This window comes from Pumilibacter intestinalis (genome assembly GCF_943193005.1).
In the GTDB taxonomy this organism is placed as follows: Bacteria; Bacillota; Clostridia; order Christensenellales; family Pumilibacteraceae; genus Pumilibacter; species Pumilibacter intestinalis.
This window is the reverse complement of record NZ_CALPCH010000002.1, coordinates 20,657-36,073: the sequence shown is the minus strand read 5'-3', so window position 1 is coordinate 36,073 and position 15,417 is coordinate 20,657. Positions and strand designations below refer to the sequence as shown.

Annotated in this window: 13 protein-coding genes and 1 riboswitch; of the genes, 1 reads left to right on the top strand and 12 read right to left on the bottom strand. The window is 53.0% G+C overall.

The features are described 5' to 3' along the window. The first annotated feature begins 1 nt into the window (after position 1). The gene (locus NFR55_RS01175; protein ID WP_251545374.1) at positions 2–3,433 is read left to right on the top strand and encodes a prolipoprotein diacylglyceryl transferase; all 3,432 of its coding nucleotides are present in this window, start codon (positions 2–4) and stop codon (positions 3,431–3,433) included. A 113-nt stretch (positions 3,434–3,546) separates the two neighbouring features. Here NFR55_RS01175 and ymfI read toward each other — a convergent pair whose 3' ends face one another. The 12 genes from ymfI to gltA form a co-directional block, all read right to left on the bottom strand. Beyond that, positions 3,547–4,305, bottom strand: coding sequence for an elongation factor P 5-aminopentanone reductase (gene ymfI, locus NFR55_RS01170; RefSeq protein WP_251545373.1), 759 nt, complete (start codon positions 4,303–4,305; stop codon positions 3,547–3,549). A 31-nt stretch (positions 4,306–4,336) separates the two neighbouring features. Continuing rightward, positions 4,337–5,926, bottom strand: a complete 1,590-nt coding sequence (locus NFR55_RS01165) for a Mur ligase family protein (RefSeq protein ID WP_251545371.1) — start codon at positions 5,924–5,926, stop codon at positions 4,337–4,339. A gap of 13 nt (positions 5,927–5,939) precedes the next feature. Further along, entirely contained in the window at positions 5,940–6,650 is a 711-nt protein-coding gene (locus NFR55_RS01160) for an alpha/beta fold hydrolase (protein WP_251545368.1), read from the bottom strand. 28 nt (positions 6,651–6,678) lie between these two features. Further along, positions 6,679–7,110: a ribosomal protein S18-alanine N-acetyltransferase gene (gene rimI / locus NFR55_RS01155; protein ID WP_251545366.1), complete on the bottom strand. Its 432-nt coding sequence runs from the start codon at positions 7,108–7,110 to the stop codon at positions 6,679–6,681. Beyond that, positions 7,076–7,756 carry a tRNA (adenosine(37)-N6)-threonylcarbamoyltransferase complex dimerization subunit type 1 TsaB gene (gene tsaB, locus NFR55_RS01150; RefSeq protein ID WP_251545365.1) on the bottom strand — a complete coding sequence of 227 codons (681 nt, stop codon included), beginning with the start codon at positions 7,754–7,756 and terminating at the stop codon, positions 7,076–7,078. The genes rimI and tsaB overlap by 35 nt, the downstream gene beginning before the upstream one ends. Beyond that, positions 7,753–8,043, bottom strand: coding sequence for a YhbY family RNA-binding protein (locus NFR55_RS01145; protein ID WP_338052307.1), 291 nt, complete (start codon positions 8,041–8,043; stop codon positions 7,753–7,755). Before NFR55_RS01145 ends, tsaB begins: the two co-directional genes overlap by 4 nt. Continuing rightward, entirely contained in the window at positions 8,033–8,452 is a 420-nt protein-coding gene (gene tsaE / locus NFR55_RS01140) for a tRNA (adenosine(37)-N6)-threonylcarbamoyltransferase complex ATPase subunit type 1 TsaE (RefSeq protein ID WP_251545360.1), read from the bottom strand. The genes NFR55_RS01145 and tsaE overlap by 11 nt, the downstream gene beginning before the upstream one ends. Before the next feature lie 9 nt (positions 8,453–8,461). After that, positions 8,462–10,009: a coiled-coil domain-containing protein gene (locus NFR55_RS01135; RefSeq protein WP_251545353.1), complete on the bottom strand. Its 1,548-nt coding sequence runs from the start codon at positions 10,007–10,009 to the stop codon at positions 8,462–8,464. Between the two features lie 293 nt (positions 10,010–10,302). Continuing rightward, positions 10,303–10,926 (bottom strand): ECF transporter S component, encoded by a 624-nt coding sequence (locus NFR55_RS01130; protein ID WP_251545351.1) that lies wholly within the window; start codon positions 10,924–10,926, stop codon positions 10,303–10,305. A gap of 52 nt (positions 10,927–10,978) precedes the next feature. Further along, a riboswitch (FMN riboswitch) is annotated at positions 10,979–11,100 on the bottom strand. A 43-nt stretch (positions 11,101–11,143) separates the two neighbouring features. Beyond that, complete coding sequence (gene nadD, locus NFR55_RS01125) at positions 11,144–12,763, bottom strand: nicotinate (nicotinamide) nucleotide adenylyltransferase (protein ID WP_251545342.1); 1,620 nt, start codon at positions 12,761–12,763, stop codon at positions 11,144–11,146. A gap of 15 nt (positions 12,764–12,778) precedes the next feature. Then, a complete protein-coding gene (gene obgE, locus NFR55_RS01120) occupies positions 12,779–14,038 on the bottom strand; it encodes a GTPase ObgE (protein ID WP_251545340.1) in 1,260 nt (419 codons plus the stop codon). Beyond that, entirely contained in the window at positions 14,038–15,417 is a 1,380-nt protein-coding gene (gltA, locus tag NFR55_RS01115) for an NADPH-dependent glutamate synthase (RefSeq protein ID WP_251545338.1), read from the bottom strand. Before gltA ends, obgE begins: the two co-directional genes overlap by 1 nt.

The following is a 15,417-nucleotide window of genomic DNA, read 5'->3' as shown; positions in this document are numbered from 1 at the left end:
CATGATGTACAAGACTCAAAACCGTAAAACGTCGCGGATTTTATGTTTTCTCGTAATTTTCGCTCTTATCGTAAGCGTGTTCGCGGGCATATCGAGCTCGGGATTTTTCGCTTACGCCGACGATACCGAAGAGAACGTAACGTTTACGCAAACGGCGATGCACCCTTCGAACAATCAGTTCAAGGACACGTCTTCGAGCGATATTCCCAAAACCCCCAGCAATTGGACGGGCGGCGGCGTAGACGGACTTTCGGGCGGCAAAACGATTAGCGGCGTGTTGGACCTTTCCACTTACGCCAACGATAAAGACAAGTACAAGCTCCCCGAAGACGATATTATAAACTCCCCTTTCGGCAAGGGCGGCGCAAACGACAACACCAACCGCAACGTGCTTTTGGTTAACATTCGCGACGACGGCACGAGCGCAGGCTCGGCATACGGCTACACCTCGAGCGAACTCACTTTCTCCAAAAACAAATTTTATATGGTTAAAGCTTGGGTGCGCACCGGAGATTTCGCAGGCGACAGCGGCGCGGCGATACGCCTTAACGGTCTCGGCGAAGATATTGCGTTTACAAACATAAACACCGTTTCGGGTCTTGACAAAATAGACTCCTCGAATGATTTCGGTTGGAAAGATTACACTTTCTACGTTGCCTCTTCCTCTTACGAAGACAAGACCGTCACCCTCAGTCTTCAGGTAGGCGACAAATACGAAAAGAAATTCCGCCCAGCGAAAGGCTACGCGCTTTTCGACAACGTGACGGCGTTTGAAATCGCTCCCTCCTCTTTCCTCGGCGCGAGAGCAACCGAGCAAACGCAGGTTATAGACCTTTCGGCTCACACTTCCGAAGATTATGCGGCTTACGAAAGCGATTTCGCCTTTACCAACGGTTTGGCGAATTGGCAACAAGTTAGCGCAGACACCGACCTGAGCAATACTTTCAGCGACATATACGACGGCTCCGACCTCTTCACCGAAGACAAAAAGTTCGGGCTGGTATCCGACCCCGCGTCCTCGCTCGGCAAGAATAACGACGGCGACAGCAAAGTGCTCGTTGTTTCTTCTTACGACAAAACCAAAGACGCTTACAAAACGGTTTCCAAAGGCATGGCGTTCAAAACGCCGATAAAAATCGAGCGTTATCACTACTACCGCATATCCGCGTGGATTAAGTCGCAAAAAATCGAAGGCGGCGCGGGCGCGACTTTCGCGCTTTCGGCAATCCGCAACGAAAACGACGAACCGAGAGAAGGCAACAACCTTTTCGCGACGATAACGGGTTGCAACGGCAATGCCGACAACAAATCGCGCGGCGGTTTCGAGCAATACTCTTTCTACGTTAAAGGTTCGGCTATAAAAGACTACGACGCGTATATCGAGTGCTGGCTTGGCGTTAAAGGCAATCAGAGCAGCGGCGTTGCCATTTTCGACAACATAACCGTAGAAGAAATTTCGCCCGCCGGCTACTCGTCGTTTAACTCGAACGGCACGGCAGTTGATTTCGACACCTACAACGGCGCGGACGGAAATGCGTTCGTAACACTGCCCGACACAGGCATAACCAACGGCATGTTCTACAACATAGACGGTTACGAGGAGTTCTCCTACCCCATCGCTCCCGCAGGTTGGGAAAAGCACACCACCGACTCGGTAGGCTCCGACGGATACTCTTCCGAAACAGTTAAAACCGACGACGCCGTAAGCGGTATCGTTCCCACCGACGAAGATACTTTCTATGCTTACAACGACAAATTCGGCAATCCCACAAGACCTCTTACCGACGGCAACGTACTCATGCTTTACAGCAAAACGCCCACCGCGTTCTGCTATCGCTCCTCCGTGTTTACGGCGTCGGCAAGCACGCCCGGCGAAATCGCGGTAACCCTCGGCACTCAAAACATGGGCGCGGACGACTACGGCGCAAGTTTGGTACTCAAAGACGACAAGCGCGTACTCGCCACCATTGAGGGAATTAAGAGCGAAAAATTCGGCACTTACAAGTTCTTCGTCGAACCCGCCAATGCGGACGTATCCACTCTTGCGGTGGAAATATGGTTGGGCGGAAACGACCGCAACCAAAACAAAACAAAACTTTCGGCAGGTCACGTATTCGTTAAGAGCGTATCCTACACAGCGTTCACCGACGATAAAGACGGCGAAACGGTAACAAAAACGGCGGCGGCTAAATTCGCGGAACAAAAAACCGAATGCGACGCAGAAAAGCTCGGCGAAACTCAAATAACCAAAGCGGCTTACTCGTACAAGAGCGTTGATTTGTACGCTTACGACTTATACGACTCCTCGTTTGTGAAACAGCCGTTTAACTGGCAACTCGCCGAAAGCAAGAGCGTAGACACCGACGCGGTGCAGTACGGAATATTCGACTCCGCCAAAGTGGGCGCGCAAGAAAACAAACTCGTGCCTAAAGACTTTACGTCGGACAAACGCAACGTGTTAATGCTCCGCAACGGCACGGAAGCGTACTCCTCCCTCACCTACGGCGGCGCAATCAACGCGAAAGCCGACACCTATTACAAAGTGGAGGTTTCGCTCAAAGTAAACATTCCCAAAAATCAATTGCGTAAAAATGCCGTAGGCGCAACTCTCGCGCTCACGGGCGGACCTAACGAAATTCGGTTCAAGGATATAAAGAGCACCGCGCTCGAAATCGACGGCTACACCGATAACGAAGCGTTCAGAACTTACACGTTCTTCATTAAGCCCAATTCGGCCGACACCTCGCTGTCGCTCAGACTGTCGCTCGGCGAAAGCGATTACAACAAGCAGTGTAGCGGCATAGTTTATATCAACGATATAACTTACACCGATATTACCGAAGCGGCTTACGGCGAAGCCAAGAACGATATAGACGACGGCAACAAATTCGCCGTGCTCGCCGACCTCACCGTGGAAGCGGACGAAGACGACAACGCAGACTCCGACAATCCCGAAAACACGCTCGACTGGTGGCTTATCCCCTCTATCCTGTTTGCGGTTGCCATACTCATTGCGATTATAGGCTTTATGGTTCGCAAGCTCGTAGAGAAGCGCAGAAGCAAGAAAGGCGTTGTGCAAAAGTACGCCTCTTACGACCGCACCGCCACTCTCAACCGCGAGCACAACAAGAACGCCGACGAAGAGAGCGAGAAAGTAAGCACGGTTGCGGACGACGACGAACACTACGAAGCGTTTGACGACGACGCAGTGCAAGCTCCCGCAAAATCCGCCGAGCAAACCGAGCCCGAAGCCGAAATCGAAAACGGCGAAGAGCAGAAAGCCGAAGAAACCGCCGACGGCGAACAGCCCGCCGAGCAACCTTCGGAAAGCGACGCTCAAACCGAGGAAATTCCCCAAACTGCCGAAACGCCCAAACCCGAACAAGCTCAGCAAAAGCAAGACACCTCGTTCATAGACCGTTTCGACGACTAAGCAAATAAGCAAAAAAACAAACGAAAAATCCCCGCGCGGAATTGTGCGAGGATTTTTTTATTATAGTATTTTCATTATAAGTTATTTGATTATTATAAGCTGCTTGCTTGTTATCACGTTGCAAAACCGCCGTCTACCGCTATATTCTGACCTGTCACGTAAGACGAGTCGCGGGCGGCCAAATAGCGCACCGCGCTCGCAACGTCGGCGGGAGTACCGAACCTGCACGCGGGGATATCGTTGAGTATCGCCCTGCGCTCCTCTTCCGAAAAGCGTGCGTTCATGGGAGTGTCTATAAAGCCGGGGCTTACCGCGTTTACGGTAACGCAAGAGGGCGCGAGTTCGAGAGCAAGCGATTTGGTAAAACCTATGAGTCCCGCCTTTGCCGCGCAGTACACCGTTTCCATTGCCGCGCCGCGTATTCCCCACACCGACGAGATATTTATTATCCGACCGAAACGGTTGCTCACCATATCGGGAGAAAACGCCTTGCACACGAGCATTGCGCCCGTTAAGTCGGTTGCAACGGTTTCTCGCACCGTTGTTTCCGTTTCGTCGCAAAACTGCCTGTAGGCGGCGTTTCCCGCGCAATTCACCACGGTATCGGTAAATCCGAATATTTTATCGAGTTCGCTTTTCGCCGCGCATATCGAGCCGTATGCCGCCACGTCGCATTTTACCGCAACGGCACGCCCGCCCATAGCGCACAGCTCGTCCGCAAGGCTACGGGCGCGAGTTTCGCCTTTATTGTATCCCACAGCCACGCAAAAGCCGTCGCGAGCGAGAGCGCGGCATATTTCCGCGCCTATCGCGCCCGAACCGCCCGTAACGAACGCCGTCCGCTTTTCGCAACTGTTATTATCGTTTTTCATACGCCCTCCGCAATGCAACCGCCGCAAAAGTTTATAAATTGTCGGGCAAATCGTTTTCAAACAAAACGGTTTTCTTTCCGCCTATCGCGCCCGACTTTTCCACGGCTTCGGCAAGCGAACCGCACACGAACACCTTGTTTTCGTCCATGCCCGAGTCTATCGCTCCGTTTTTGAGCGTTTGCGCGCGTGCCCCCACGAAATAGGCGTAATCCGCGCAACCGGTAACCGAACGCCCCAAATCGTAATTTGCGTTTTCTTCTTCCTCGCCGAGCTCCACAAGCCCCGGAGTTATGATTATTCGCGTGCCGTCAAACTCGCGCAGAACCTCGAGCGCGTTTTTCGCTCCCTGCGTATTGCTGTTGTAGGCGTCGTCTATTACGGTAACGTCGCCGTTCTTTATAAGTTGCAATCTATGCTCCACCTGCGGCAAGTCTTCTACCGCAACGGCTATATCTTTGAGCGATACGCCGAGTTCGAGCGACACCGCCGCGCACAGCGATACGAGCGAAGGTATATGCCGTCCGAGTAGCGACGTGCGGATTTTTACGCTCTCGTCTCCCGCCCGCAAAGTAAATTCCGTGCCGAACGGACCGAACGAAACGGCGGAATATTTAACCTGCGCTTCATCGCACTCGCCCGAGCCGGCGAGCAGTTTTTTGCCCTCGGTGCGCCCGTACATATCGAGAGTATACTCGTTGTCGCACGAAAAAGCCGCCAAACCGTTTGCGCCGAGCCCTTCTATAAGCTCGTATTTAGCCGCGGCTACGTTTTCCCCCGAGCCGAACGTGGCGAGGTGCTGATTGCCCACCGCCGTTAAAACGCCTATATTCGGCGCAACGAGGCGGGTAAGTTCGGCAATATCCCCCGCGTGTCTTGCCCCCATTTCGGCTATAAAAACGCCGTGCGAGCTTTGCAGTCCGCCGTTAACCGACCGAGCTATGCCCAAAGGCGTGTTGTAGCTCGACGGAGTGGCAAACACCGAATATTTCTTTTCGAGCATTGCGGCGAGGATATTTTTTGCGGTAGTCTTGCCGAAACTGCCCGTTATGCCTATCTTTATGAGCATAGGCATTGCGGCAAGTTTCTTTTTGGCTTTGCGCACGTAACGCGCGTTATTGAGAGTTTCGAACGGCAACAGCACAAAGTGCGCGGCAATCACTATAAACGGAACGATTAGCGGCAACAGCCCTACAAGACTGTATTTAACTATAATGTATTTGCCCGCAAACAACAGCCCGAACGCCGCCGCGGAAAACAGTACGAACGAAAGCGCGGTGAGTCGGATTATTCTCGGCGTGAACCTAAGCGGCGTTTTTTTGCGCTGTTTGCCCTCTATAATCGCAAAAGCCATCATGTTCAAGAAGAACAACGCCATACCTATCCATTCCGCATATATAAATTTTCCGAAACAGCCCACGTATACGAGCATGCACACCGTGGCGAAGAACGCGGCGGCAAAGTAGCGCACCATGTAGTCGAATTTTGTAGACTTAAACCACTGCGCAACCCCCTTAACGCGATAAGAGGACAGCTGTAAGATTTGCATTATCTTAAAGCTCATAACGGTGAGCAATGCTCCGCTTATCAAGGCGAAAGCCGTAATAATAGCCAAGTATATCATGTTTTTCTCCGTTTTACTCGGTAAATGCGCGTACCGCCGCGTTGAATACGTCGTGCCTTTCGGCATAGGCGAAATGCCCCGCGCCGTCGAGCATTATAAGCCCGCTGTCTTTTATGCCCTTGTTGAGTTTGCGAGCCATATAAGGCGGCGTGTCTTTGTCCTCTTTGCCCCAAAATATGAGCGCGGGCACGTCTATTCGGGGCAACAGGCTATTAAGATGAGTATTGACAACCCGAACGAAAACTTTTCGCATAGATGGCGAAAGCGCACGGTAATCGTCGCTCCCCGCGTTTTCCGTTTGCTTGCCTTTTCGTTTCGCCGCCTTGTATCTTCTTATGGCAAGCCGCTTTTTGAGCGATATTTTGGGCTTTAAGCCCGCGGAGTCGGCAAGGACTATTTTGGAAACCTTTTTTCTCGCGGCGAGTATAAGCGCGACTCTCCCGCCGAAACTGTGCCCCACAGCAACGGGTTTCACGAGTCCCAAACTCTCTATAACGAACTGCGCGCAGTCGGCGTAGTCGTACACGCCCCAATCTTCGGGCGGCTCGTCGCTCTTGCCGAAACCGGGAAAATCTATCGCGTACACGCTCTTGCCGTTTCGGCACAAATAATTATATATTCCGTCCATTGCGCCGCTCGACGCGCCCCAGCCGTGTAGCAACACTATCGCGTTTTCCACGCCGCCGCTTCCTTTGTAAAACACTTCTAAGCCGTTATAGCGCATGTTTTACTCCGCAATGTTATTTGCGTTGCTATACCCGTTTTCTGAGCACCAACGCGTTGCCGCTTTTGTAATAGTTTTTGCGAATACGGGATATTTCGAACCCGCGCGAGGTGTAGAGCGCGATGGCGGGCGCGTTGTTTTCGTTTACCTCCAAAAACATCTCCGCCGCGCCGCGGCTCACCGCGTGCTCGATAAGTTTATCGAGTATCGCCGCGCCGTAGCCTTTGCGCCTGTGCTCTTCCTCCACCGCTATATTGTATATCTCCGCGGTATCGAGCACCGTTTTTATGCCGCCGTAACCTATCGCGGTATCGCCGCTTTGCAAAATGTATATTGCGCTCGATTCATCGGAAAACGTGCCTAATATAACCTCTTCCGACCAAGGGCACTCTATGTACTTTCGCTCCATTTCGGCAATCAATTTGCTATCGCCGCGAGTCGCTACTCTGAATTCGGGCATTCGCGCCGCTCTCCTTAAGGTCTTTTTCGGCTTGCGACTCGCGCACGTACAGCGGTATCAAATCTTTGAAATCGCAGGCGTTTGCAAACATAGCTTCCGCCGCTCGCAAAAGCGCGTGGCAGTCGGGCGCGGGCGGTATCACGTTTTCGCATATTTTTACCGTGCGCTCGCAAGCGCAAACCGCGCCGCCGTAACCGCGGGCAAGTTTTTCCGCCTCGCCCATGGTAACGCAAACGGTTTCACGCAAAGGCTTGCGCTCGGAGTCGAACTCCGCAATATACGCGGTGCCGTTGCTTCCGTCGCAAACGCACAAAATTTTGTCGAACCCGTCCGCTCTTTCATTATATGCGAGCGATTGCAAATAGTTAACGGCAACGGCGGGCTTGCCGAGCGCGTAGCACATAGCCCGCGCCGCCGACACTCCAATTCGTATGCCCGTAAACGAGCCGGGTCCTATCACGCACGCGATTGCGTCAAGCTCGCTCAAAGCCATTCCCGCATCTGTCAAAAGTTTGTCTATTGCGGGCATGAGCGAAACGGAGGCGTTTCTGCCGTTTTCGTCGCGGAAATATCCCCCGCATGAAAGCGCGACTTCAACCGCAGGACCCGCGGTGTTCACCGCTAAAATTTTGCGTGCGCCGCTCATACGAGTTTTACGTGCTCGGTCTTGTCTTTATTGAACCGATACAGTATGAATTTATTTCCTATGGCCGCCACAAACTCCGCGCGGAGCTTGCTTGCAACCTCTTCTCCCGCTTCGCGAGCGGATACGGGCGCGGTTTTGAGCACCGACAGTTTTATAAGTTCGCGGGCGTTAAGCGCGGAATTGCAACTATCCAAAAAAGAGTCGGTAATTCCCTCTTTACCGAGCTGAAACAGCGTGTCTGCCGTAGACGCCGCGCCTCTTAACGCGGCCCTTTGTTTACTTGTCAACAATTTCGATTATCCTCGTGTTTTGGTCTTTAACCGTTATGGCGATATGCTTTTTGGGATACGCGGCAAGCGCGTCGGCGATGTTTTCCCACCACTCTATAACGCACACGCCCTCTTTCTCTCCGAAATATTCGGTTATGCCCGCTTCATACGCCTCTCTGCCGCCGCCGAGTCGGTAAGCGTCGTAATGATACAAAGTAAGTCTGCCCGAATATTCGTTCATGAGCGTAAACGTGGGACTCACAACGGTTTCGCACACGCCGAGCCCGAGCGCAATACCTTTTGTAAGCGCGGTTTTGCCCGCTCCCAAGTCGCCCGAAAGCGTGATTATTTCGCCTCCGCTCAGTTGTTCGCCGATTTTGCGCCCCAAATCCGCCGTTTCGCTTTCGCTTTTAGTGGTATATATCATAGAGCAGTCCTATCTGCGCGGGGGAGTTCTGCGCGGCGCGGCATGCAAGCCGTGATGCCGCCTACGCGCCGCAAGCGCGGCCTTTTTCTTTTTAGCCGCCGCGGCTTTCTTTGCCGCCGCTTTCTTTGCTTCCGCCTTTTTCACCGCGGCTTTCTTCTTTGCCGCCGCCGCTTGCGCCGACTGCTTTTTGGACGACGCCACCATTGCGGCAATTCTGCGCTTAAGGTCGGATATCTCCAGCGCGTGGGTCATATCGTCCAGCGACTTGGTGAGTAAATATGAAATTTCGGGACTGTTGCGCTCGTCGTCGTCGAGCACAAGCTGAACCGAAAACAATTTTTCGCGCAACGCAAACGCGCTTTCGGAGTCTTTCACGTCTTGCAAGCCGTTGCGTATTTCGGTTATTTCCGCCTTTCTGCGAGCAATCTTTTCGGCGATACGCTCTTTGTCCGCTCGCTCCGCCGCGCTCCGCAATGCTTCTTCTTGATTTCTCAAACCGCGTTGCAATTCGGTTTCCGCGGCGTACATTGCGCGCTCGGTTTCGGCGTTCAATTTTATTCGCGCGGCTTCCTCTTTTACGCGCTCCGCCTCGGCTATCATTGCCTGCGCCCTGCGGTACGCGGTTTCTATTTCCAACTTGAGCTTTTCTATCACAAGCAAAAGTTCGGCGTTGTTCTCACCCGTTACTTTAACGGAAGCGAGTCTTTCGGCAAAATCGTCGGCAAAAAGCGGCTCGGTTATATCCGCATACGCAATCGGCTCGGTTGTGCGCAAACGGGATGCGGTAACAAACGGGCTGTCAGCCGTAATCGCTATAGGCTCGCTCGCCGCAGGCTCCGGCTTTCGCTCCGCCGTTCTTTCGCGCTCTGCGGTTGCCGCCAATATTTCTTTGAGCATGGCTTCCGAGCGGTCGTCTTCGGGTTGCCAAGGCGACACGGGCGGCTCTTGCATAACAGGCTCTTGCATAACAGGCGCGGGCTCGGCGATTATTTTATCGACTGAGGTTAGCTCTGCGGCTTGTTCTTCTTTTTCGCCGTCGCTCGGCATTGCCGCTATTGCCGGACTTTCTTCTTCGGGTTGCGATTTGTGCTCCGCAACCGTATAGTCGTTGTTTTCGCCCGCCATAAGTATTTCGTCTATCATTGCCTGCACCGACGCTTCGTTTGTTTCGTCGGCGGCGTTTTCCTTTTCTTCGGTTTTTCCAAACAAGTCGAAAATAACATTATCGGGCGCGTTATGCACAACCTCGTCTGCGCTCTCGGCAGATAAATCGGGCGTTATGACGGGCTCGGGTTCGGGCTCGCCCGCCGCGAGTATTTGCTCGAGCATGGCGTCGGCGGTTGCGTCGTCTATAATTGCGGCGGCGTTCTCACCGTCATACACAACGCACTCCTCGAGATTTTTTTGCAGTTCGGCAAGTTTGTTTTTCAAATCGGAACGCTTTTGTTCCCAATTCTCTCTCTCCGACTCGGGAGCGGTAATTGCGGAAATATCGGCAAAACTCAACTGCGTCTTTACCGTTTCGATTTCTTTTTGTATTTGTTCTCTGCTCTGCATTTGCGCGTCACCTGCCTACATATAGTATAGGTATTCTATCATATAATTGTACAGCATTTCGCGCAAAATGTCAATTATAAGCGAACACTATTCGCAACTCTCGCTATTCTCTCGGCTGAGATTGCCACGGGCACAAGTGCCCTCGCAATGACGTTGTAGCCCAACCCGTCATTGCGAGCGAGTGAAACGAGCGCGGCAATCCCCTACTAATGACGTTGTAACCCAAACCCGTCATTGCGAGCGAGCGAAACGAGCGCGGCAATCCCCTACTAATGACGTTGTAACCAAATCCGTCATTGCGAGCTGCGCGGCGCAAACATCCTGTCTATAAGCCTGTGCAAGTGCTTGTATACGAAAAAAGTTATGAGCGAGCAAACCGACAGCCGCATCAAATTGAAAGGCACTACCGACAGCGGCAGATAGTACAAATATATGCTCTCGCGGGTTACGGACGGAAACAGACTCGTAAGCATACCCACTATAGCGTCCCACCCGAAAGCTTTGGCATAAAACGGAATGAGCAACAAACCGTTAACCAATACGGCTACTGCGGTTTCGGCAAGCGTACCCGCAATAAGGGCGATTATAGCGCCCTTTTTGGTGCGAAACTTGCGGTAAATGAGCGCGGACGCGAGCACCAACGCAACGCCCATAATCATATCTCCGAACTCGCCCACGCAAGCCGTGGAGGTAAAAGGCATTTTGAGAAGGCATTTGAGAATTATTACCAAACAGCCCCAAACTGGTCCCATCATAAACCCTGCGAGCAACGCGGGCATTTCGGAAAACTGCACGTCCAAAAACGCCGGAAACAAAAAGGGCAACGGAAACTTCACGAACATGTAAAGCACGAAAGATATTGCCGTGAATACAGCCGTCATGGTAATGTTTTTGGTAGTGAAGAATTTTTCGCGCATAAAAAAACGCCTCCGATATTTTTTTCGGGGCGTTTTCTTTCACACGAAAACAATGCAACTTATTTCATCCGGACTATACCGTCGGTACGGGAATTTCACCCGTTCATGCGCGACTTGTCGCGCTCGCGGACTGTAACCGCCGGTGGGGATTTACACCCCGCCCCTAAGTTTGCAATATAATAATACTACCTATTTCGTATATTTGTCAAGCGTTTTTTCAGTCGTTAAAACGGGTAACGTTGTCGCCGTTGTCCCACAGCTTTTCCAGCCTGTAGAACTCGCGAGCCTCGGCGTGCTGAACGTGCACTATTACGTCGCCGTAGTCGAGAGCCGCCCACTTGGGCGATATATCTCTGCGCAAAGGCTCTATTCCGTGGTCTTTGCTCAGTTTCTCGTCTACGTAGTCCGCCATTGCTTTTACCGCGGTGGTGGAGTTCGCGCCCGCTATTACAAAACAGTCGGCAAGCACCGTTTTTTGCGCCACGTCTATTATAACTATATCTCTGCCCTTCTTTTCCGAAAGTTTTTCGGCTATGAATTCGGCAAGCGTTCTTCCGCCCTTGCTTTTTAGGTCGGCGAATTTTTCGTCCGATTGCCTGTTTGTTTGCGGCTTAATTTCGGTTTTTGCGAGTCGTTCGTTTTTCTCGGCAAATACGGGCGCGGCGGCAAGCGCGTCTTTTTTTGCTTTCACCCTTTCGGCAAACTTTTTGCACGCCAAAGCGGTGTCTACGCAAAGCATGCGCTTTTCCTCTTTAACCTTGCGTATGGTTGCGCGGAGCGCGCGCAGCATGGCTTTGTCTATATCGCGCGAGGCGAGCGAACGAAGCGATTTCGCTCCCGCGTAGTCCCGCCCCTCTTCCGCCGCGTCGGCAAGATACACAATCTTGTCGAGCATGCTCATCTCCTCGTCGCCCGTGGTGTGCTTGCGTATCGCGCTCACAATGCGGTCGTTGAGTTTGAAATAGTCGCGGGCTATAGCCGCCGACACGTGGGCGTGCAACACCTGCGGCGCGGTAACCGATATTTCGCCGTAACGCTCGCAACGCACCTTGTGCTTTTCCAAAGTTTCGAGGTCGGCGTACTTGCCTATATCGTGCAGTATCAGCGCCGTAATAACCTCGTGCACGTCCTCGCCGTATATCTTGCACAGTCTTATGCCCTCTTTTACGGCGCGGAAAGTGTGCTCTATGCGCTCGGTCTTCATGCCGAACACCGAAAACGCCTTAACGAACGGAACGTATTCGGTATAGAGCGAACGCTCTTTTATATATTCGGCAATTTCCTTAGGAACAAAATCTTCCTCTTTGCCGAACGCAACGGCGGCGCGAACCAAACTCGACGAGCCTTCTTCGCCCTTAAAGCCCGCCGACTTAATGTTAAAGCCCAATTCGCGCAGGTTTTCCATAACCTTTTTGGAAACCGAGTAACCGGGTCTGCGCACGAGGGTGAACACCGCGTTTGCGGCGAGATAGTCGGCGTCTTTCCAATCGGGCAAACCCGCAAGACAGTCCGAACCTATCACGAAATGAATTTCGGCGTTTTCGTATTTTTCGCGATAGTGGCGAATTGCGTCGGCGGTGTAACTCACCGTTTCGCGTTTTATTTCCCACTTCGAAACTTTCACGTTCTCGAGCTCGGCGGTCACCTTTCTCAGCATCGCCACGCGCTCTTCGCCGCTCGCCGTGCAACCGTCTTGCTTAAACGGCGATATGCGGCACGGAAGCACCACCACGCGCGAAAACTTTTTGCTCAAGTTCTTTATAACGCTTATATGCGCGTTGGTTACGGGGTCGAAACTCCCGCCCAAAACAGCAACTTTCTGTACTTTGTTTGTCATACTTATCCTCTCGGGTTATTCTACGAATTCGAATTCGACGTCGAGTATGCGAACGGTGTCACCCTCGCCCGCACCCGCTTTTTTGAGCGCTTTTATTACGCCGTCGTCGCGCAATCGTTTTTGGAAATAATTGAAACTGTCGTAACTGTCGAGCACGACTCCCCGCGCGAGTTCCTCTATCATGCCGCCGCACACCTCGTACGCTCCGTCGTCGTCGCGTTCGATTGTAAATCCGCGCGTGTCGCGCTCGGGGTACACATACGGCTCGAACTCGAGCGGAGCAACGGGCGGCAGTTCGCACAAAGTTTCCCACACGCACTTAATCAGCCCGTCAAGCCCCTGCTTGGTTATCGCGCTTATCGGAAAGCAGGGCACTTTCACTTTGCGCTTGAATTCGGTTACGGCTCGGTCGTCGGGCAAAAGCTCGGCTTTGTTCAGAGCCACTATTTGCGGACGCTTTATAAGTTCGGGCGAAAAGTCCTTAAGCTCGCGGTTGATGTTTTTGTAGTCCTCAACGGGATTGCGCCCCTCGCTGCCCGAAATATCTATTACGTGAACTATCAGCCGAGTGCGCTCCACGTGGCGCAAAAAGTCGGTACCCAGTCCCGCGCCGCGGCTCGCGCCCTCTATAAGCCCGGGAATATCGGCTACCACAAATCCGTGGTCGTAATAGCGCACCGAACCGAGGTTTGGCGAAAGCGTGGTGAAATGATAGTTTGCTATCTTGGGCTTTGCCGCCGACACCACCGACAAAAGCGTGCTTTTGCCCACGTTGGGATATCCCACGAGCCCCACGTCGGCTATGGTTTTAAGCTCGAGCACAACGCATTTTTCTTCGGTCTGCTCGCCGAGTTGCGAAAAGTGCGGAGCTTGTCTGCGGCTGGACTTAAAGCGAGCGTTTCCCTTGCCGCCCCTGCCGCCTTTCAGCACGGTTATGCGCTCGCCGTCCGAAAACAGGTCGGCAATAGTGCCGCCCGTTTCCGAGTCGGTAATAACCGTGCCGCGCGGAACTTTTATCACAAGTTCTTTGCCCGACTTTCCGTTGCAGTATCTGCCGCTTCCGCGTTCGCCGTCGGGTGCGCGGAAATGCGACTCGTACTTAAAGTCCAAAAGCGAGGTCATTCGCGCGTCGGCTTCGAACACAACGTCGCCGCCGTTGCCGCCGTCGCCGCCGTCGGGTCCGCCGTTGCTTACGTATTTTTCGGTATAAAAGCTCGTGCAACCCGAGCCGCCGTTGCCGGCGCGTATATATATTCTTATCCTGTCTACAAACATTATTTTATATCGAGCCTCTCGAGTATAGCCTTGCTCGCCTTTCTCCCCGCGCCCATTGCGAGTATTACCGTTGCCGCGCCCGTCACCGCGTCGCCGCCCGCGTAAATATTGTCTATGTTGGTGCGCATCGTTTCTTCGTCTACCACTATTGTTCCCTTAGGCGAGGTTTGCAATGCGGCGAAACTGTTTTTGATTAACGGGTTCGGACGGGTTCCGAGCGACACTATCACCATATCGGTTTCTATATCGAATTCGCTTCCCGCAACCGGTTCGGGTCTGCGACGACCGCTCGCGTCGGGCTCGCCGAGAGCCATTTTCACGCAACGCGTGCTCTTAACCCAGCCGTTTTCGCCTTGGAAGGAAACGGGATTGGAAAGCAAACAAAACTCTATTCCCTCCTGCTCGGCGTGATGAATTTCCTCGGCGCGAGCGGGCATTTCTTCCCTGCCTCTGCGGTAAATTATTTTTACGCTTTCCGCGCCCATTCTCAGCGCGGTGCGGGCGGCGTCCATCGCCACGTTGCCCGCGCCTATCACCGCTACGCGCTTGCCGAGTTGCACCGGCGTTGCGCTGTCGGGAAGATACGCTTTCATAAGATTTATGCGGGTTAGGTATTCGTTTGCCGAATACACGCCGTTGAGGTTTTCGCCCGGAATATTCATAAACATGGGCAGTCCCGCGCCGCTTCCTATAAACACGGCGTCATACTTTTCGGCAAGCTCCTCTATGGGCACGGTGCGCCCCGCAACGGTGTTGAGTTTTATTTCCACGCCGCCGCCGCAAAGTTTGTCTATTTCGGCTTGAACCAACGATTTGGGGAGTCTGAATTCGGGAATACCGTATACGAGCACTCCGCCCGCTTTATGAAACGCCTCGAACACCGTAACCTCTACGCCGTGATTGCTAAGTTCCGCCGCGCACGTAAGACCCGCAGGCCCGCTTCCTATCACCGCCACGCGCTTGCCCGTTCTCGGAGCTTTCTCGCGCTCTTTGCGGTGCGCAAGCATGTAGTCGCCTATAAACCTCTCGGTGTTTCCTATCGCCACGGGCGAGTCTACCTTTGCTCGCAAACACATCTTTTCGCACTGGTTTTCCTGCGGGCACACTCTGCCGCATATGGCAGGCAAACTGCTCGTTTTTCCTATTATCTCGCCCGCCTTATCGAAATCGCCCGCCGCCGCAGCTCTCAAAAATTCGGGAATGTTTACCGACACGGGACAGCCTTGCATGCAAGGAGAGTTTTTGCAGTGCAAGCACCGTGCGGCTTCCGCTTTAGCCGTTTCCGCGGAGTAACCTAGCGCAACCTCGTTAAAATTGCGCGCACGTACCGCCGCCTCTTGCTCGGGCATTTTGTTTCTCGGTTTTTTCTCAAAAGCCAT

Excerpts from the sequence above, each read along its gene's own strand:
- NFR55_RS01175 (WP_251545374.1), top strand. The coding sequence starts at position 2 with ATGATGTACAAGACTCAAAACCGTAAAACGTCGCGGATTTTATGTTTT.
- ymfI (WP_251545373.1), bottom strand. The coding sequence starts at position 4,305 with ATGAAAAACGATAATAACAGTTGCGAAAAGCGGACGGCGTTCGTTACG.
- NFR55_RS01165 (WP_251545371.1), bottom strand. The coding sequence starts at position 5,926 with ATGATATACTTGGCTATTATTACGGCTTTCGCCTTGATAAGCGGAGCA.
- NFR55_RS01160 (WP_251545368.1), bottom strand. The coding sequence starts at position 6,650 with ATGCGCTATAACGGCTTAGAAGTGTTTTACAAAGGAAGCGGCGGCGTG.
- rimI (WP_251545366.1), bottom strand. The coding sequence starts at position 7,110 with ATGCCCGAATTCAGAGTAGCGACTCGCGGCGATAGCAAATTGATTGCC.
- tsaB (WP_251545365.1), bottom strand. The coding sequence starts at position 7,756 with ATGAGCGGCGCACGCAAAATTTTAGCGGTGAACACCGCGGGTCCTGCG.
- tsaE (WP_251545360.1), bottom strand. The coding sequence starts at position 8,452 with ATGATATATACCACTAAAAGCGAAAGCGAAACGGCGGATTTGGGGCGC.
- NFR55_RS01135 (WP_251545353.1), bottom strand. The coding sequence starts at position 10,009 with ATGCAGAGCAGAGAACAAATACAAAAAGAAATCGAAACGGTAAAGACG.
- NFR55_RS01130 (WP_251545351.1), bottom strand. The coding sequence starts at position 10,926 with ATGCGCGAAAAATTCTTCACTACCAAAAACATTACCATGACGGCTGTA.
- nadD (WP_251545342.1), bottom strand. The coding sequence starts at position 12,763 with ATGACAAACAAAGTACAGAAAGTTGCTGTTTTGGGCGGGAGTTTCGAC.
- obgE (WP_251545340.1), bottom strand. The coding sequence starts at position 14,038 with ATGTTTGTAGACAGGATAAGAATATATATACGCGCCGGCAACGGCGGC.
- gltA (WP_251545338.1), bottom strand. The coding sequence starts at position 15,417 with ATGGCTTTTGAGAAAAAACCGAGAAACAAAATGCCCGAGCAAGAGGCG.